Origin of the sequence: Pseudomonas sp. NPDC078416, assembly GCF_050268485.1 — a bacterium.
Taxonomy (GTDB): domain Bacteria; phylum Pseudomonadota; class Gammaproteobacteria; order Pseudomonadales; family Pseudomonadaceae; genus Aquipseudomonas.
Genome location: NZ_JBNNGV010000026.1, coordinates 24,534 through 41,434 on the forward strand (window position 1 = coordinate 24,534; position 16,901 = coordinate 41,434).

The following is a 16,901-nucleotide window of genomic DNA, read 5'->3' on the forward strand; positions in this document are numbered from 1 at the left end:
CAGGACGTGTCGGGCGATGCGGGGCGGGGTTGAGGCTGAAAAACTGAAGACGGAATCATTGCCGCATTCAGAGACCGTTCCTACATCGCTGCAAGTAAGCCTCCTACAAAAACGGCCGGTTCGACCACCCGAACCGGCCGCTTATTGATCAACGACCGATCAGGCAAATTTCTGCAAATTGGCCATCATTTCCTTGAGCGCTTCGACGTTGTCAGCCGGATGTACTGCATCGCCGAAGTCACTGATCGTCTGCCACTGCGCCGCGACGTCTTCAGGTGAAAAGCCTGCATGTGGGTTGAAGCCGGCACCCAGGCTGCGCTCCCAGCGGACTTTGCCGATCCAGCCGCCGCCCACTTCATACAGGCCGGCGCTGTCCTGACACTGCTCGCTGCCCAGGTACACCACGAGTGGGCTGACCAGTTCAGGCTTGAGCAGATCAAAAACGCTGGCGGGGATCAGGCCTTCAGTCATGCGAGTGCCGCCGGTGGGGGCGATGGCGTTGACGAGAATGTTGTTTTTGCGCCCTTCAACCGCGAGCGTGCGCGTCAAACCATACAGGCCGAGCTTGGCCATCCCGTAGTTGGCCTGACCGAAGTTGCCGTAGATGCCGGAAGTGGAGGAGGTAAAGATGATGCGGCCGTAGTTCTGGTCACGCAGATGGGGCCAGGCCGCGCGGGTAACTTTGTAGGCGCCTTCGACATGGACGCGGTAAACCAGATCCCAGTCGGCGTCTTCCATTTTGGCAAAGCTTTTGTCGCGCAGAATGCCGGCGTTGTTGACCACAACGTCGACGCGGCCGAATGCATCGAGAGCGTTCTGGACGATCTTGTCGCCGTCGGTGACCGAGTCATGATTGGCGACCGCCTCGCCGCCCGCCTCACGGATTTCCGCGACCACCCGATCCGCGGCCGAGGCATTGGCACCTTCGCCATGGGCCGAACCGCCGAGATCGTTGACGATCACCTGCGCGCCGTGTTGCGCGAACAACAGCGCGTGGGCTCGCCCCAATCCGCCGCCCGCACCGGTGACGACCACCACTTTGCCTTCAAAACGTACGGACTCGCTCATCTCAATCTCCCCAATGATGAAGCCGGCTCTACATTCACAGCCCCGAACTCAACAGGGGACAGCGCAAGCAGAAGCGGGCGTAATGGTCATGGAGTGTCAACGACTCGGAGTCGGGTCACAATCAACACGGGGCACGCTGAATGGTGGTCGATAACGCCGGGGGATGGCTCTGTTATGTTTCGGCAGAAACGGGGCTTGGGCGTGCCACCCAGCTATTCAGCTATTCAGCTGGCCGATGAACTCCGCCAACCACGGCTCGGCATCGCTTTCCGGGGTCACGGTTTCGCTGGCGTCCAGACGCAGCATCTCCTGCACCTCACGAATCCCCAGCTCGCCGAACAGCTCGCGCATCAACTCGCCGCCTGCACAAAACGTATCGCCGTAACTCGCGTCGCCCAACGCAATCACGCCGCCAGGCAGCCCGCGCCACGCAGCAGGCAGTACGTCACGGATCTGATGATAAAGCGGTTGAATGTTGTCCGGCAGCTCGCCCATCCCGGTGGTCGAGCTCACGGCCAGCAGGGCCTGGGGTGCAAAGGCCTGTAAATCGGCAAGGGTGGCGCGTGGATTGAATAGCACCTCGTGCCCTGCATCCTTGATGATCTGTTGGGCGTGGCGGGCGACCTCTTCAGCCGAGCCATATACCGAGCCCGCAATAATCGCGACTTTCATGGGTTCATCCTGTGACGGGTAAAATCGTGCGGCATTATGCCTCAGCCAGCCGCGATGTCTTGGCTCCTGACCTCGCGCTGCCGCAGAAGAAGCCAAGCGTCGAGCGCGCTCGTTGATGAAAATGACTTTCAACGATGGCCGAAATTTCCTGTCCCATCACCGTTGCCTGTACTACTTTCAGATCGGCGCTCAAATGCCATGACGGTCAGCTGTCCGCCCGGCGTGCAGAGGTCGAGTTAAATGCCGAACGGACGCAAGCTCGGCTGGAGAATGGAATCCTGAAGGGGTAACATCTTGCAACTGACGAACGGTCGCAACGAACAAGCGAACCATCTGTCTGCTCTTTCAATAACCGGTTAATCGAGCTCGACCATGCAGCGCGACAACATTCTCACGCCGGATGAACTGGAGTTCATCCAGAACATGCAGCACAACCCCACGCTGAATTTGCGCGACAAATCCAGCAGCCTGGTGGTTAACGGCGGCGTGCAGATTCAGGATCTGCTGACTCGTCTGGCGGCCCATGAGCAAGTCACGATTCAGGCCCAGTTCGATAATCAGCAAATGACCTTCCCGCTGCATCTGGTCGAAGACGAATTTCACGCGCTGCACCTGGAGCTGGGGGCGCCGAGCATCTTCGAGGAAGGCCCGCGCATTCGCCCATGGCGTCTGACCCTGCCTGAGCCGGTGCCGCTGGAGACCGAAAAGGGCTCGCTGACCGCACTTTGGGTTCATGAAATCTCGTTCAAGGGCATCCTGCTTGAGATGCGCAAGCAAACCAAGCCGCCGAAGTCATTCGCCGCGTGGTTCACACCTCAGGGCTATGCGCCAATCGCTTTGCGTGGCACCTTCGAACGCCTGAACCATCATGGCCTTGCGGCTTATCGGTTGAGTCAGAACAACAAAGAAGACACTGAACGCCTGCGTCAGTACATTCTTCAGGAACACCGCAAGATTCACCCCTCGATGCACCTCTAGGATTGTCTGATCAGGCGATCCTTAGCCCAACTCTTCTTCCGTCCGACAAACACCGCTGGCTTTCTCGCAGGTTTCAGGAATAATCCTTGCTTGCTTTTTCCAGTGAAGCTGACGCATCGCCACCACCCCGGCGCTGCGTCATGTGATTTCCCTACCCGGGAACCTCACTTGTTTATCGGAGATACACAATGTCTACCTCACCCGTCACGCTGATGGTTGCCCGTCGCGTCGCCCATGGCCGCTATCAGGAACTGATTGCCTGGCTGCATGAAGGCGAACAACTCGCTACAGACTTCCCCGGCTATCTAGGGTCAGGCGTGCTCGCTCCGCCGCCCGGGGATGACGAATTCCAGATTATTTTCCGCTTCGCCGATGAAGCCACCATGCACGCCTGGGAGCATTCTGCCTCCCGACGCTCCTGGCTGGTGCGCGGCAGTGGTCTGTTCGCCAAAAATTCAGTGCACCGCGTCAGCGGCATCGACGGCTGGTTCGGCGCCGTCGGTCAGCGCCCGCCGCGCTGGAAGCAAGCCGTTGCCATCTGGCTGGCGTTCTTTCCGGTGTCGCTGATTTTCAACTTCGTGCTGGGCCCGCTGCTCGGTCAGCTGGAACTGTTCCCGCGCATCATGATCAGCACCTTGATCCTCACACCGCTGATGGTGTTCTGGTTCATTCCCCTGTCGACCCATTTGCTGGCGGGGTGGCTGCACAGCAACACCCCAGCTCAGGTCAGCGGGACAGAGCCGGCGTCTACGCGCTAGCTGACCGCAACTGACGCTCTTGCGGCGCGCCCGAGCCGAATTACAGCATCGTGTCGCAGCGCGGCACCCATCCAAAAAACATGTACATCTTTCCGTGCTTGTACAAGTATCGGCCGTTGGGGTAACTTTGCCCGACGGTCGTTTCCGATGGCGCAATGCGAGCATCCACTGTTCGCCATTCAGCACCGATTCGCCCGACCTCCCTCCCCGTTGATGAATGCGTGACGACCATGGCCTGCTCTCCCGCCCCTGTATTGATCACTGGTGCCAGCCAGCGTGTCGGCCTGTATTGCGCCGAGCGTCTGTTGGCGCAAGGCCAGCCGGTAATCATCACCTACCGCAGCGAGCGGCCGGGCGTGGAGCATTTAAGGGCGCTGGGCGCCGTGGTGCTTCAGGCTGATTTTTCGTCGGAGACGAGCGTGCTGGATTTCATCGCCCGACTCAAAGTGCAGACTGACAGCCTCAGGGCCATTGTGCATAACGCTTCAGACTGGCTGGCCGAGACGCCGGGAGAAGAAGCCGACGTGTTCATGCAGATGTTCAGCGTGCACATGCTGGCGCCCTACCTCATCAATCTGCACTGCGCCGACTTGTTGCGACGCTCGGAGACGGCCGACATTATTCACATCAGCGACGATGTCACCCGCAAGGGCAGCAGCAAGCACATCGCTTACAGCGCCAGCAAGGCAGGGCTGGAAAACCTGACCCTGTCCTTCGCTGCCAGGTTTGCGCCCCATATCAAGGTCAACGGCATCGCTCCGGCAATGCTGATGTTTAAACCCGACGACGACGCGGCATACCGCGCACGCACACTGGAGAAATCGGCACTGGGGATCGAACCCGGCGCCGAGGTGATTTACCAGAGCGTGCGCTATCTGCTGGATAACCCTTACGTCACCGGCACCACTCTGACCGTAAACGGCGGACGGCACGTCAAGTAAGCCGCCCCGAGGAACCATTGATGACCCTGTCACTGCCACAGCATTACCGTGAAATCCTCGTCGGCCTGGGTGAAGATCCTGAACGCGAAGGCCTCCTCGACACGCCCAAGCGCGCGGCCAAGGCGATGCAATACCTGTGTCATGGCTACGCGCAGACGCTGGACGAGATCGTCAACGGCGCGCTGTTTGCCTCCGCGAGCGACGAGATGGTCATCGTCAAGGACATCGAGCTGTATTCGCTGTGCGAGCATCACCTGCTGCCCTTCATCGGCAAGGCCCACGTCGCGTATATCCCCACCGGGAAAGTCCTCGGCCTGTCGAAAATCGCGCGCATTGTCGACATGTACGCACGGCGCCTGCAGATTCAGGAAAACCTGACGCGACAGATCGCCGATGCGATTCGGGACGTGACCAACGCCGCAGGCGTGGCCGTGGTGATCGAGGCTCAACACATGTGCATGATGATGCGCGGCGTTGAAAAGCAGAACTCGACCATGAACACCTCGGTGATGCTTGGCGCCTTCCGCGAGTCGACCACGACCCGCATGGAATTTCTGCAACTGATCGGACGGAGCAAGTAGTCCATGGCAAGACTCGAACCCGGCACCGCACGCATCAGGGTCAAAGACCTGTGCCTGCGCACGTTTATCGGCATTAACGAGGACGAAATCCTCAACAAGCAGGACGTGCTGATCAACCTGACCATCCTGTACGCGGCGCAGGCAGCGGTGCGCGACAACGACATTGATCACGCGCTGAACTACCGGACCATCACCAAGGCCATCATCCAGCATGTGGAAAGCAACCGCTTTGCCCTCCTCGAGCGCCTGACGCAGGAAGTGCTCGACCTGGTGATGACCCATGAGGCGGTGCAATACGCCGAAGTCGAAGTGGACAAGCCCCACGCGTTGCGTTTCGCCGAGTCGGTGTCGATCACCCTGGCGGCAGCGCGCTGATTCCTGCGCTTGCCGTTGCAGGCGCACGCTTGCCCGGCCTGCCTGCCGCTCTTATCATCCGCTCATCTTTACTTCCGACAGAGCACACCATGACCGAGCAACAACGTCTTGAACTCGAAGCCGCCGCTTTCCGCCGTCTGGTTGCGCACCTGGACAGCCGCAAGGACGTGCAGAACATCGACCTGATGAACCTCGCCGGTTTCTGTCGCAACTGCCTGTCCAAGTGGTACAAGGCCGAGGCCGACGAGAAGCACATCGACATCACCCTGGATGACGCCCGCGAAGTGGTTTACGGCATGCCGTACAGCGAGTGGAAATCCACGTACCAGAAAGAAGCCAGCGCCGAGCAGCAAGCCGCGTTCGCCAAGGAACCGAAGCATGACTGACCTGAACGCCCTGCGCGCCAGCCTCGCCAGCGGCAATCATCTGTTCGCCGATACGCTGGCCTTCATCGCCGCGCATTACGATTATCAACCTCAGGCGTTCAGCAACGGTCCTGTGGAAAACGCTGCTGGCCAGAATGAAGGTTCGTGCAAGACCCTCGGCCTGGCGTTGCTGGAAGGGCTGAGCGATGAAGAAGCGCTGCTGGCTTTTGGCGAGCACTACCGCTCTGTGCTCGATACGCCGGAAGGTTCGGACCACGGCAACATTCGGGCGCTGATGGCCAACGGTCTGGCCGGCGTGAAGTTCTCGGCCGAGCCGCTCAAGCCCAAGGCCTGATTGCGCGTTTGACGCTGAAAGGCACGTTTGCCAGACCAAAAAAAACCGGCTCGATGAGCCGGTTTTTTTTCAGCTGGAGATCAGGTCAGAACGAAACGTTCGCCAGGCCGTCCAGGTAGCGCTCGACGTCCAGTGCAGCCATGCAGCCTGCACCCGCCGAGGTAATCGCCTGACGGTAGACATGATCCGCCACGTCGCCGGCAGCGAAAACACCGTCAACACTGGTGGCCGTCGCATTACCTTCGCGACCGCCTTGGACGACCATGTAGCCGTCTTTCAACGCCAGCTGTCCGTCAAACAGACTGGTGTTCGGCGTGTGGCCGATGGCGATGAACACGCCGTCGACGGTCACTTCAGCATAGCTGCCGTCGTTGTTCTTCAAACGCGCACCGGTCACGCCCATGTTGTCGCCCAGGACTTCGTCCAGGGTGGCGTTGAGTTTGAGCTCGATCTTGCCCTCAGCCACACGTGCATGCAGCTTGTCGATGAGGATCTTCTCGGCGCGGAAGATATCGCGACGGTGAACCAGCGTGACCTTGCTGGCGATGTTGGCCAGATACAGGGCTTCCTCGACGGCCGTGTTGCCGCCGCCGACCACGGCGACCGGCTTGTTGCGATAGAAGAAACCGTCGCAGGTCGCGCAGGCCGAAACGCCCTTGCCCATGAACGCTTCTTCAGACGGCAGACCCAGATAACGGGCGCTGGCGCCGGTGGCGATGATCAGCGCGTCACAGGTGTAAGTGGCGTTGTCGCCTTTCAGGCTGAACGGCTTGCCCGCCAGATCCACTGCATTGATGTGATCGAAAACGATCTCGGTCTCGAAACGCTCGGCGTGTTCACGCATACGCTCCATCAATGCCGGGCCGGTCAGGCCATGGGGGTCGCCCGGCCAGTTGTCGACTTCGGTGGTGGTGGTCAATTGACCACCCGCCTGCATCCCGGTGATCAGCAACGGCTTGAGGTTGGCGCGCGCGGCATAGACTGCAGCGCTGTAACCGGCAGGGCCGGAGCCGAGAATAATCACTCGCGAATGACGTACATCAGACATGACACACTCCTATTGACCGGCCATCGTTACGCGTGGTCGGAGTCACTGGATCTGAACCGGCGTACCGGTTGAGAGGATTGGGACTGACGGGGCCTGCGCCATACGGGAGGCGCCCGCCGATCCTGAAAACATGAAGCTGCCACTCGGGGCACAGCAACGGCAAACATTGGCCGCAAGCTTATCGGGGCGGAGAAGATTAAGGAAATATCGTTTCACAATCCAGCTCATAGGCCGGCCCTATGTGCACGCTGTGCTTTGGACATTGCAGTCATGCATAGACTTTACCGCTGCACGATTGTTTCAGCGAATGTCGCATCTGCGGCGGCGCTTCCGCCCCCGCCGCAAAGCCGGTAAGGTCGGCGCGATATCACTGCCTGGAGGCACACATGCCTGCACCCGTCCTGTCTGGCCCGCAATACCTGCGCGAAGGCCTGAAACTGGTCCTGAGCCCTGGCCTGCGCCTGTTCGTCCTGTTGCCGCTGGCCATCAATCTGGTTCTTTTCAGCGCCATGATCTACTTCGCCGGCCACGAGTTCAGGCTGTGGGTCGACTCCTTCATGCCGACCCTTCCCGACTGGCTCAGCTTTCTCAATTACATCCTGTGGCCACTGTTCGTGGTGCTTGTCGCGCTGATGGTGTTCTTCACCTTCACCATGATCGCCAACACCATCGCCGCGCCGTTCAACGGCTTTCTTTCAGAGAAAGTCGAAGTGGTGCTGCGCGGGACGGATGATTTTCCCGCGTTCAGCTGGGGCGAGCTGCTGGAAATGGTCCCGCGCACCCTGAGCCGGGAAATGCGCAAACTGGGCTACTTCCTGCCTCGCGCCATCGGCCTGTTCATCCTTTCGTGGATCCCCGTGGTGAACCTCGTTGCCGCGCCGCTGTGGCTGATGTTTGGCGTGTGGATGATGGCTATCCAGTACATCGACTACCCCGCCGACAACCACAAAATGAGCTGGCAAGACATGCTCGCCTGGCTGCGCGCCAAGCGGTGGCAGAGCATGAGTTTCGGCGGGATCGTGTATCTGGTGCTGCTGATACCGGTGGTCAACATCCTGATGATGCCGGCGGCGGTGGCGGGGGCAACGTTGTTCTGGGTGAGGGAGCGCGGGGCGGAGACGCTGGCAGAGCGGATTCGCTGATACAGAGAAAAGGCCTCGATTGAGGCCTTTTTGTGTGAGTGCAGGCTCTACCAGTGTTGCCACTCGCTCCTCTGGCTAAAGGCCACGGCTGGAGAAATACATTCTGATAGCTTCAATCATGACAACGATAACTACCACAACTACCCAGCACATTAAGCCCAGCATCGCCCATACACCTTCACCGAAGGTAGAACCACACTTGCAGCTTCCCTCGGCGTCGCGGTTCAGCTGGTTAATGAACGACTGCACTCTGAGCATGATCAGGAACTGTGCAAACGTCGAAATCACGGATATCCCTAACGGGATAAGCCCAAGGCCTGCCGAAGCGACGCCTTTCGAACTTGTTGCGATGTTGTGGACGAACACGACAAGTGACGGGGCGAGTGCCAGAAGAATCATACCTGCCGCAAGCGTGCCCCAGTAAGGCATCCCCCGCTGCCCTTTCTCCTTCAGCAAAGCGTCAACCTTGCCAAACATAGACGGCACATAAATCAGTCCGAAAATGGCGCGGGGGACCGGCCAGATCGGTTTCGCCGAATACGCCTTATACCGCGACCAGTTTTTGTAATACCAGTAGAGCCCGTACAACCCGCACGTGATAAACATCATCACCGTCAACTTGACCAGCGATACCGTATAAAACGGCGGGCCGCTCGTAGGCAAAGCCGTCAAATCGGCAGCAGGTGGCGTATTAAATTGTTCGGACACAGCGTTTCCTCCAGAAGTTGAGGCGACGCATGCTAAAGGCGGAAACACTCTTTTAATCAACCTCGGGAAAATCAGGACGATTCCTACGACGGTATTCGCCACTTCCCACAGCCTTCCTGTTTAACCATGGACATGCCCACTCCGGGCGAGTATTTGCCGCCGCGTTCACTCGCCCGGCGTATTCATCAGCAGGAGTTATATGCCCATGGATTCAACCCCACTGAACACCCTGATTAAAACCACCGTCAGTCCTGCGTCCTTTGTGATGGATCGACAGAAGAAGCCGGAACCCCACGCCCCCGCGTTCATGCAAGCACTGGCGCAGGCGAATCAGGCGTTTGTTTCACCCACCCTCAAGGCTGAATCCGCGAACCTCGCCCGGCCCGCAGAACCCCGTTCGCACCTGCAACTGACCAGCCTGAATCCGGTGCAGACCCACTACGTGCCAGAGCCCGCTGCCTTCGAGCGCATTGGCGAGTCAAGGCTCGTGCCCTTCACCGTTGGCGGTTGATGCGCCCTTCGTCTGCGCAGTCATACTCGAACCTGATCGGGGCGGATGCCGTTAAAACCGGTCAGGATCGGACGAGGCCAATACCAAATCCCGGCCAGCGATTTGCCGTCACAAATCCATCACTCAACCGCCACACAAGCGCAACGACCCGCTCAGAAACTGATGTCATGAGTAAATCCCTGCGTATTACCCTGATCACCGAAACGTATGCCCCGGAAATAAACGGCGTGGCCAATACGCTCAGCCGTCTGTGCGACGGGCTGCGCCTGCGGGGGCATCGGGTTGAGGTGATTCGGCCGCGGCAGAGCGACGATGAATTGCGCGCGGCCGGGGAAGATTTGATGCTGTGCCGTGGCTGGCCGATTCCGGGGTATCCCGGATTGCAGTGGGGGCAGTCGTCGATGCACAAACTGCTTCGCCGCTGGCAGCGCGATCGCCCGGACGTTTTGTATATCGCCACCGAAGGACCATTGGGGCTGTCGGCGCTGCGTGCCGCGCGGCGGCTGGGGATTGCCATCGTCAGCGGGTTTCACACCAACTTTCAACACTACACGCGCCAGTACGGGCTGAGCTTCATCACGCGCCTACTGACGACGTATCTGCGCTGGTTTCATAACCGCTCCAACGCCACGCTCGTGCCCAGTTTCACGCAGAAAACCGAACTCGAACGCCGAGGCTTCGAGCGATTGGAATTGCTGTCGCGTGGTGTCGACTGCCAGTTGTTTCACCCGTCGAAGCGTTCGAGTGCGCTGCGTGAAAGCTGGGGGCTTGAACCGGGCGATACGGCGGTTCTGCATGTCGGACGGCTGGCCGCGGAGAAAAACCTGGGCCTGCTGAAGACCACCTTTGATGGTCTGGTCAGCACCTATCCCGAGAAGAACCTGCGGCTGGTGATTGTTGGCGATGGACCGGTCAGGCCGACGCTGCAGCGTCAGCTCCCGGACGCCATCTTCTGCGGCACCCAGCGCGGGGATGCGCTGGCGGCGCACTATGCGTCGAGTGATCTGTTTCTGTTCCCGAGCCTGACTGAAACCTTCGGCAACGTGGTGCTGGAGGCATTGGCATCAGGGCTGGGGGTGGTCGCCTATGACGAAGCGGCGGCAGCCCAACATATTCGCCACGGCCACAATGGCGCGGTCGCGATGCCGGGGGATGAGGAAGGCTTCATCGATGCCGCGCGGTGGATGCTGGAGGATGATGAGACGTTGCGCCGCGTCAGGCTAAATGCCCGCCAGCACGCGAGTCGTCAGGGATGGGCCGGGATTATCGACTCATTCGAGACTTACCTGCGCGCTGCGAGCGAGACGCGGGATGGGGTTGTTCTGGGCGTGTAGTCGTCCCGGAAGAACCTCACACCGCCTCCAAAAGCCATATAGGTAGGAGTGAGCGTGCTCACGAAGACAGTATTAAACCGCTGAATGTGCGGCGGATGTACCTGCCTCTTCGCGAGCAAGCTCACTCCTACAAAAGGTGCTAAGCCTGTGGAATCTTTTACTCATGAAGACCGCGCAGGCTCAGCGACCGGATCTTCAATCCAGCCGAGTCAGGGCTTCACGGCTGAACGGCAAAATGTCGTGCTCGCGACCTTCCTTCACTTTCATCGCCCAGTCCGGGTCGACCAGTAGGGCGCGGCCGACAGCGACCAGATCGAATTCCTCGTCGCCCAGGCGCTTGAGCAGGTTTTCCAGGCTCGCGGGCTGGGCGACTTTGTCGGTGTTGACCATGAACTGCAAAAACTCGCCGTCAAGTCCGACGCTGCCCACCGTGATGGTCGGTTTACCGGTGAGCTTGCGCGTCCAGCCGGCCAGGTTCAGGTCGGAGCCCTCGAATTCGGGCTCCCAGAAACGCCGCGTCGAGCAGTGGAAAATGTCGACGCCCGCGTCGGACAGCGGCTTGAGGAATGCGTCGAGTTCATCCACCGTTTGCACCAGCCGTGCGCTGTAATCCTGCTGCTTCCACTGCGAATAACGAAAGATGATCGGGTAGTCCGGACCTACTGCCGCTCGTACGGCCTGAATGAGCTCGATGGCAAAGCGGGAACGGTGTGCAAGGTCGCCGCCGTATTCGTCGGTACGCTGATTGGTGCCTTCCCAGAAAAACTGATCGACCAGATAGCCATGGGCGCCATGGATCTCGACACCGTCCATGCCAATGGCCTTGGCGTCCTTTGCCGCCTGGGCGAACGCCGCAATGACCTCGTCGATGTCTTGCTGACTCATGCCATGAACGACAACGTTTCCATCCTTGAGCTTCTCGGTCGGGCCATAGGCGGGCACGGTGCCATCCGGCTCGGTGCCCAGGCGGCGCACAGCGCCCACGTGCCAGAGCTGCGGCACGATCTTGCCGCCTTCTTGGTGAACCGCTTCTACCACTTTGCGCCATCCGTCCAGCGCCGCGTCGCCGAAGAACTGCGGCACGTTGGGGTAGCCATTGGAGGCCTTGTGCCCGACCGTGGTGCCTTCAGTGATGATCAAGCCAACGCCCGCAGACGCACGACGACGGTAGTACTCGATGACGTTGGAATTGGGTACGCCGCCGGGTGAAAACGAGCGAGTCATCGGCGCCATGACGATGCGCGTCGGCAACACGAGGCTGCCCATGTGGAAGGGTTTGAACAAGGCTTGAGCAGGCATTCAGGCGTCCTCGGCATTCTGGAAATATGATGAAGGTCATACAGAATGAGCCGAAGCACGAGGGATACGAAGCACTATTGACTGGAGTGATTAGGGCTCAGAAGACGCACAGCAAAGCGAATACTAGGGCAGTGCCTTCTCGATCGCACTTACCACTTTGGCATCATCCGGAAGCGTGCTGGGTGAGAAGCGTGCCAGCACCCGTCCATCCTTGCCGACGAGAAACTTCTCGAAGTTCCAGGTGATATCTCCGGGAAATTCTGCGCCTTCGCCCGCGAGCATCTGGTACAGCCGATGCCGGTGCGGTCCGTTGACTTCGAGCTTGTCGCCCAGCGGAAAGGTCACGCCGTAGTTCAACGAGCAGAACGCTTGAATCTCTTCCTGACTACCAGGCTCCTGACCGGCGAACTGGTTACACGGCAACCCGAGGACACTGAAGCCCTGGTCTTTGTACTTCTGATACAGGGTTTCCAGCGCAGCATATTGCGGCGTCAGGCCACACTTTGACGCGACGTTGACCACCAGAACCACTTTGCCCTTGAGCGGGGCGAGGGGTAGCTCCTGGCCATCCAGAGCCTTCAACTTCAGCTCGTGAAATACACTCATGACAACTCCCCTAGAAACCCTTGGCCGAAAAAGGCGCCCTGTCAGACCGTAAAAACAAATGTTTTCACAAGACCGCGAGGACGCCTGGCCAGCTCACTCAGCTTAGCAGGACAATCAGTGGTGATGACCACCTTCGCCATGCACGTGACCGTGGGCCATTTCTTCTTCGCTGGCATCACGGATGGCAACGATCTTCACATCGAAGTTCAAGCGTTGACCGGCCAGCGGGTGGTTACCGTCGACAGTGACGTCGTCGCCGTCCAGATCGCGGATGGTGACGATCTGCATCTGGCCGTCCGGCGCAGAGGCGTGGAACTGCATGCCGACTTCCAGCTCGTCGACGCCTTCGAACATGCTGCGGTTGAGGGTGCTGACCAGTTCGGCAGAGTATTCGCCGTACGCATCTTCAGGCTCGATGGCCACTTTCAGTTCGTCGCCGACTTCCTTGCCATCCAGCGCCTTTTCCAGACCCGGGATGATATTGCCTGCGCCTTGCAGGTAAACCAGCGGCGCGCCGCCGGCAGAACTGTCGATGACCTCACCAGCGTCATTGGTCAGGGTATAGTCGATGGAGACAGCCTTGTTGGCGGCGATCGGCATGGGGCGAGACCTTTTGCAAATAGATATGAGCGGCCAAGTCTAACCAAGCACTCGCGCGAAAGCGAACGCAACTCAGACGGACGGCCCCGATTGGAATCCCCGAAAGCCCCCTCCCCCTACTCAATCATTACCGCCTTTGTTCAGGACCGGGACGGTCACTGGGTGGTTGAGCTGTCTTGCGGTCACACCCAGCATTTGCGCCACGACCCGCCCTGGCAATCCCGCGCCTGGGTGCTCGATCCGGCGCAGCGCCAAGCAACAATCGGCCAGTCCTTTCACTGCGGCTGGTGCGCGTCGGGGTCAGATAACGATAACCTTGGGCCCCGTTGAGACGCTGCGACTGAACAGCGTCCTGGTTTATCCGGTCCGATGGCTGAATTCATAACGCCATGACCCTTGCACTGCTCATTTTCGAGAAGCCCGCATGCAGACTTTCTTTATCGCGCCCACAGATTTTGGTGTGGGCCTGACGTCCATCAGCCTGGGGCTGGTGCGCACCCTGGAGCGCGCCGGGCTCAAGGTCGGTTTTTTCAAGCCGATCGCTCAGCCTCATCCCGGGGATATGGGCCCTGAACGCTCGACTGAACTGATCGCCCGCACCCACGGCCTCAAGCCACCCAAGCCTTTGGGGTTGGCCCATGTCGAACGCATGCTCGGCGAAGGCCAGCTCGACGAGCTGCTGGAAGAAATCATCAACCTGTATCAAGAGGCCTCGATTGGCCGCGACGTGCTGATCGTCGAAGGCATGGTCCCGACACGCAGCGCCAGCTATGCCGCGCGGGTCAACCTGCACATGGCCAAGGCGCTGGATGCGGAAGTCATTCTCGTATCGGCCCCGGAAAACGAAGTGCTGACCGAGCTTTCCGGCCGCGTCGAGCTGCAGGCGCAAATGTTCGGCGGCCCGAAAGACCCGAAAGTGCTCGGCGTGATTCTCAACAAAGTGCGCACCGACGAGAGCATGGAAGCCTTCTCGGCGCGGCTCAAGGAACACTCGCCGCTGTTGCGCAGCGGTGATTTCCGTTTGCTCGGCTGCATCCCGTTTCAAGCCGACCTGAACGCCCCGCGCACCCGCGACGTCGCCGATCTGCTCGGTGCGCAAGTGATCAACGCTGGCGACTACGAACAGCGGCGCATGTCGAAGATCATCATTTGCGCCCGCACGGTGCTCAATACCCTGCAGTTGCTCAAGCCGGGCGTGCTGGTCGTTACGCCGGGGGATCGCGATGACATCATCCTGGCCGTGAGCCTGGCGACGCTCAACGGCGTGCCGTTGGCCGGGCTGCTGCTGACCAGCGACACCCTGCCCGACCCGCGCATCATGGACCTGTGTCGAGGCGCGCTGCAGGCCGGGTTGCCAGTGCTGTCGGTGAGCACCGGTTCGTACGACACCGCGACGCAGCTCAATCAGCTGAACAAGGAAATCCCCATCGATGACCGCGAACGCGCGGAGATCATCACCGATTTCGTCGCCAGCCATCTGGATGCCAACTGGCTGCACCAGCGCTGCGGCACGCCCCGTGAGATGCGCCTGTCGCCCGCAGTATTTCGTTATCAGCTGATCCAGCGCGCACAGGCGGCAAACAAACGCATCGTGTTGCCCGAAGGTGCCGAGCCGTTAACCGTACAAGCGGCCGCCATTTGTCAGGCCCGCGGCATTGCCCGGTGCGTGCTGCTGGCCAAGCCCGAGGAAGTGAACGCCGTGGCGCGAGCCCACGGCATCGAACTGCCGCCGGGCCTGGAGATTCTCGACCCGGACCTGATCCGCGAGCGCTACGTAGCGCCGATGGTTGATCTGCGCCGCAGCAAAAACCTGAACGCGCCAATGGCCGAGCAGCAGCTGGAAGACCCTGTGGTGATTGGCACCATGATGCTGGCCCTCGACGAAGTGGACGGGCTGGTGTCAGGGGTGATCCATTCGACCGCCAACACCATTCGGCCAGCACTGCAGCTGATCAAGACGGCGCCGGGCTGCACCCTCGTTTCATCGGTGTTTTTCATGCTGTTTCCGGAGCAGGTGCTGGTGTACGGCGACTGCATCATGAACCCGCACCCGACCGCCACCGAGCTGGCGGAGATCGCCGTGCAGAGCGCGGATTCGGCCGTGGCGTTTGGCTTGTCACCGCGGGTAGCGATGATCAGTTACTCAAGCGGCAATTCGGCCAGCGGTGAAGAAGTGGAAAAAGTGCGCGAAGCCACGCAACTGGCGCGTGAGACCCAGCGCGGGCTGTTGATCGACGGGCCTTTGCAATACGATGCCGCCGCCAATGAACACGTCGCCCGGCAACTGGCGCCGGACAGCCCGGTGGCAGGTCGCGCCAATGTGTTCGTGTTTCCGGATCTGAACACCGGCAACACGACCTATAAGGCGGTACAGCGCAGTGCGGACTGCGTGAGCCTCGGCCCGATGCTGCAAGGCCTGCGCAAGCCGGTCAATGATCTGCCGCGCGGCGCTCAGGTCGACGACATCGTCTATACCATTGCGTTGACAGCCATTCAGGCGGCCACCTTGCCGCAATAACATTGCGCTGCAATATCGCTCGCCCACAATAACCCCGCCGGAACCCACCGGCGGCTGACTGACCCCGGAGTTCGATTCACATGGATTTCCTGCCCGCCCCTTTGCGCGGCGTCATCGCCTCGTTGCTGTTGGCGCTCAACACGATTCTCTGCTGCACGCCGCTGTTCGTCGTTGCCATCTTCAAGCTGTGCCTGCCCTTCCCGGCCGCGCAAAAGGTGACCGACTGGCTGATGAGCCACATCCACGAAGCGTGGATCAGCAACAACAACGCCTGGATGGACTTGCTCGGCCACACCCGCTGGCATTTGAGCGGGCTGGAAAGCCTGGACTATCAGCACTCGTACCTGGTGACAAGCAATCACCAGAGCTGGGTCGACATCATGGTGTTGCAGTACGTGCTGAACCGGCGCATCCGACCGCTCAAGTTCTTCCTCAAGCAGGAGCTGATCTGGGTGCCGGTGATTGGCCTCGCCTGGTGGGCGCTGGGCTTTCCGTTCATGAAGCGCTACAGCAAGGCCTATCTGGCCAAGCACCCGGAAAAAAAGGGTAAGGACCTGGCCACTACCCGCCGCACCTGTGCGAAGTTTCGCAACAATCCGGTGGGCATTTTCAACTTCGTCGAAGGCACACGCTTCACCGAAGCCAAGCACGCACAGCAGAACTCGCCGTTCCGTTATCTGTTGAAACCGAAGGCAGGCGGCATCGCCTTTGTGCTGGACGCCATGGGCGAGCAGCTGGAATCCATCGTCAACGTGACCATTCACTATCCGGTCGGTCGGCCAGGGTATTGGGATTTGCTCTGCGGGAATGTTCGCGAAGTGGTCGCACATTTTGAAGAAGTGCAGATCCCGCCGCAGTTCATTGGCAAAAGCTACGACCAGGACGATGCCTACCGCCTGGAGTTTCAGCAGTGGATCAACCAGTTGTGGGAAGACAAGGACGCGCTGCTCGCGCAGATGCATGAGCGCTACCCCGCCAGATCCTGAAGGCTGCAGTGATACGCTGCTGTAGGAGTGAGCTTGCTCGCGATGGCACTCTGTCA

At 59.9% G+C, this 16,901-nt stretch carries 19 protein-coding genes and 1 pseudogene; 13 read left to right on the forward strand and 7 right to left on the reverse strand.

Annotation, left to right across the window (positions count from 1 at the left end):
- Positions 1-159: 159 nt before the first annotated feature.
- Complete coding sequence (locus tag ACQKEN_RS19780) at positions 160-1,068, reverse strand: SDR family oxidoreductase (protein WP_427688100.1); 909 nt, start codon at positions 1,066-1,068, stop codon at positions 160-162.
- Between the two features lie 216 nt (positions 1,069-1,284).
- Positions 1,285-1,740 carry a flavodoxin gene (locus ACQKEN_RS19785; protein ID WP_427688102.1) on the reverse strand — a complete coding sequence of 152 codons (456 nt, stop codon included), beginning with the start codon at positions 1,738-1,740 and terminating at the stop codon, positions 1,285-1,287.
- Between the two features lie 372 nt (positions 1,741-2,112).
- Here ACQKEN_RS19785 and ACQKEN_RS19790 point away from each other — a divergent pair, with 372 nt between their 5' ends.
- From ACQKEN_RS19790 to ACQKEN_RS19820, 7 genes are all read left to right on the forward strand, one after another.
- Positions 2,113-2,718, forward strand: a complete 606-nt coding sequence (locus ACQKEN_RS19790; RefSeq protein WP_427688104.1) for a hypothetical protein — start codon at positions 2,113-2,115, stop codon at positions 2,716-2,718.
- A gap of 188 nt (positions 2,719-2,906) precedes the next feature.
- On the forward strand, positions 2,907-3,476 hold the full coding sequence (locus ACQKEN_RS19795) for an antibiotic biosynthesis monooxygenase (protein WP_427688106.1): 570 nt from the start codon (positions 2,907-2,909) through the stop codon (positions 3,474-3,476).
- Between the two features lie 230 nt (positions 3,477-3,706).
- Positions 3,707-4,417, forward strand: a complete 711-nt coding sequence (gene folM, locus ACQKEN_RS19800; protein ID WP_427688108.1) for a dihydromonapterin reductase — start codon at positions 3,707-3,709, stop codon at positions 4,415-4,417.
- Positions 4,418-4,437: 20 nt separating this feature from the next.
- Positions 4,438-4,998, forward strand: coding sequence for a GTP cyclohydrolase I FolE (gene folE, locus ACQKEN_RS19805; protein ID WP_427688110.1), 561 nt, complete (start codon positions 4,438-4,440; stop codon positions 4,996-4,998).
- A gap of 3 nt (positions 4,999-5,001) precedes the next feature.
- The gene (folX, locus tag ACQKEN_RS19810; protein WP_427688112.1) at positions 5,002-5,373 is read left to right on the forward strand and encodes a dihydroneopterin triphosphate 2'-epimerase; all 372 of its coding nucleotides are present in this window, start codon (positions 5,002-5,004) and stop codon (positions 5,371-5,373) included.
- Between the two features lie 89 nt (positions 5,374-5,462).
- Positions 5,463-5,759, forward strand: a complete 297-nt coding sequence (locus ACQKEN_RS19815; protein ID WP_192171866.1) for a DUF1244 domain-containing protein — start codon at positions 5,463-5,465, stop codon at positions 5,757-5,759.
- Entirely contained in the window at positions 5,752-6,093 is a 342-nt protein-coding gene (locus ACQKEN_RS19820) for a HopJ type III effector protein (protein WP_427688114.1), read from the forward strand. The genes ACQKEN_RS19815 and ACQKEN_RS19820 overlap by 8 nt, the downstream gene beginning before the upstream one ends.
- Before the next feature lie 85 nt (positions 6,094-6,178).
- Here ACQKEN_RS19820 and trxB read toward each other — a convergent pair whose 3' ends face one another.
- A complete protein-coding gene (trxB, locus tag ACQKEN_RS19825; protein ID WP_427688116.1) occupies positions 6,179-7,141 on the reverse strand; it encodes a thioredoxin-disulfide reductase in 963 nt (320 codons plus the stop codon).
- Between the two features lie 386 nt (positions 7,142-7,527).
- Between trxB and cysZ the strand changes: the two genes are divergently transcribed.
- Positions 7,528-8,283: a sulfate transporter CysZ gene (gene cysZ / locus ACQKEN_RS19830; protein WP_427688117.1), complete on the forward strand. Its 756-nt coding sequence runs from the start codon at positions 7,528-7,530 to the stop codon at positions 8,281-8,283.
- 75 nt (positions 8,284-8,358) lie between these two features.
- Here cysZ and ACQKEN_RS19835 read toward each other — a convergent pair whose 3' ends face one another.
- Positions 8,359-8,991, reverse strand: a complete 633-nt coding sequence (locus tag ACQKEN_RS19835; protein WP_427688119.1) for a hypothetical protein — start codon at positions 8,989-8,991, stop codon at positions 8,359-8,361.
- 205 nt (positions 8,992-9,196) lie between these two features.
- Between ACQKEN_RS19835 and ACQKEN_RS19840 the strand changes: the two genes are divergently transcribed.
- Positions 9,197-9,502, forward strand: coding sequence for a hypothetical protein (locus ACQKEN_RS19840; protein ID WP_427688121.1), 306 nt, complete (start codon positions 9,197-9,199; stop codon positions 9,500-9,502).
- A gap of 167 nt (positions 9,503-9,669) precedes the next feature.
- Positions 9,670-10,836 (forward strand): glycosyltransferase family 4 protein, encoded by a 1,167-nt coding sequence (locus ACQKEN_RS19845; protein WP_427688164.1) that lies wholly within the window; start codon positions 9,670-9,672, stop codon positions 10,834-10,836.
- Positions 10,837-11,031: 195 nt separating this feature from the next.
- On the opposite strand, the gene ACQKEN_RS19850 is transcribed toward ACQKEN_RS19845, so the two are convergent.
- From ACQKEN_RS19850 to ACQKEN_RS19860, 3 genes are all read right to left on the reverse strand, one after another.
- Positions 11,032-12,135: an NADH:flavin oxidoreductase gene (locus ACQKEN_RS19850; RefSeq protein WP_427688122.1), complete on the reverse strand. Its 1,104-nt coding sequence runs from the start codon at positions 12,133-12,135 to the stop codon at positions 11,032-11,034.
- Positions 12,136-12,258: 123 nt separating this feature from the next.
- Positions 12,259-12,741 (reverse strand): glutathione peroxidase, encoded by a 483-nt coding sequence (locus tag ACQKEN_RS19855; RefSeq protein WP_192171873.1) that lies wholly within the window; start codon positions 12,739-12,741, stop codon positions 12,259-12,261.
- Positions 12,742-12,855: 114 nt separating this feature from the next.
- On the reverse strand, positions 12,856-13,341 hold the full coding sequence (locus ACQKEN_RS19860) for an FKBP-type peptidyl-prolyl cis-trans isomerase (protein ID WP_074884740.1): 486 nt from the start codon (positions 13,339-13,341) through the stop codon (positions 12,856-12,858).
- On the opposite strand from ACQKEN_RS19860, the pseudogene ACQKEN_RS19865 reads away from it, so the two are divergent.
- The 3 genes and pseudogenes from ACQKEN_RS19865 (at position 13,310) to ACQKEN_RS19875 (ending at position 16,845) form a co-directional block, all read left to right on the forward strand.
- Positions 13,310-13,671: pseudogene (locus ACQKEN_RS19865) on the forward strand (DUF3565 domain-containing protein). The gene ACQKEN_RS19860 and the pseudogene ACQKEN_RS19865 sit on opposite strands and share 32 nt — an antisense overlap.
- A 94-nt stretch (positions 13,672-13,765) precedes the next feature.
- Positions 13,766-15,859, forward strand: coding sequence for a phosphate acetyltransferase (gene pta / locus ACQKEN_RS19870; protein ID WP_427688125.1), 2,094 nt, complete (start codon positions 13,766-13,768; stop codon positions 15,857-15,859).
- An 80-nt stretch (positions 15,860-15,939) separates the two neighbouring features.
- Complete coding sequence (locus ACQKEN_RS19875; RefSeq protein ID WP_427688126.1) at positions 15,940-16,845, forward strand: acyltransferase; 906 nt, start codon at positions 15,940-15,942, stop codon at positions 16,843-16,845.
- The last annotated feature ends 56 nt before the right edge of the window (positions 16,846-16,901 follow it).

Coding starts and splice junctions, on each gene's coding strand:
- trxB (WP_427688116.1), bottom strand. CDS start 7,141: ATGTCTGATGTACGTCATTCGCGAGTGATTATTCTCGGCTCCGGCCCT.
- pta (WP_427688125.1), top strand. CDS start 13,766: ATGCAGACTTTCTTTATCGCGCCCACAGATTTTGGTGTGGGCCTGACG.
- folX (WP_427688112.1), top strand. CDS start 5,002: ATGGCAAGACTCGAACCCGGCACCGCACGCATCAGGGTCAAAGACCTG.
- ACQKEN_RS19850 (WP_427688122.1), bottom strand. CDS start 12,135: ATGCCTGCTCAAGCCTTGTTCAAACCCTTCCACATGGGCAGCCTCGTG.
- ACQKEN_RS19845 (WP_427688164.1), top strand. CDS start 9,670: ATGAGTAAATCCCTGCGTATTACCCTGATCACCGAAACGTATGCCCCG.
- folE (WP_427688110.1), top strand. CDS start 4,438: ATGACCCTGTCACTGCCACAGCATTACCGTGAAATCCTCGTCGGCCTG.
- ACQKEN_RS19855 (WP_192171873.1), bottom strand. CDS start 12,741: ATGAGTGTATTTCACGAGCTGAAGTTGAAGGCTCTGGATGGCCAGGAG.
- cysZ (WP_427688117.1), top strand. CDS start 7,528: ATGCCTGCACCCGTCCTGTCTGGCCCGCAATACCTGCGCGAAGGCCTG.
- ACQKEN_RS19820 (WP_427688114.1), top strand. CDS start 5,752: ATGACTGACCTGAACGCCCTGCGCGCCAGCCTCGCCAGCGGCAATCAT.
- ACQKEN_RS19790 (WP_427688104.1), top strand. CDS start 2,113: ATGCAGCGCGACAACATTCTCACGCCGGATGAACTGGAGTTCATCCAG.
- ACQKEN_RS19860 (WP_074884740.1), bottom strand. CDS start 13,341: ATGCCGATCGCCGCCAACAAGGCTGTCTCCATCGACTATACCCTGACC.
- ACQKEN_RS19795 (WP_427688106.1), top strand. CDS start 2,907: ATGTCTACCTCACCCGTCACGCTGATGGTTGCCCGTCGCGTCGCCCAT.
- ACQKEN_RS19815 (WP_192171866.1), top strand. CDS start 5,463: ATGACCGAGCAACAACGTCTTGAACTCGAAGCCGCCGCTTTCCGCCGT.
- folM (WP_427688108.1), top strand. CDS start 3,707: ATGGCCTGCTCTCCCGCCCCTGTATTGATCACTGGTGCCAGCCAGCGT.
- ACQKEN_RS19780 (WP_427688100.1), bottom strand. CDS start 1,068: ATGAGCGAGTCCGTACGTTTTGAAGGCAAAGTGGTGGTCGTCACCGGT.
- ACQKEN_RS19840 (WP_427688121.1), top strand. CDS start 9,197: ATGGATTCAACCCCACTGAACACCCTGATTAAAACCACCGTCAGTCCT.
- ACQKEN_RS19875 (WP_427688126.1), top strand. CDS start 15,940: ATGGATTTCCTGCCCGCCCCTTTGCGCGGCGTCATCGCCTCGTTGCTG.
- ACQKEN_RS19785 (WP_427688102.1), bottom strand. CDS start 1,740: ATGAAAGTCGCGATTATTGCGGGCTCGGTATATGGCTCGGCTGAAGAG.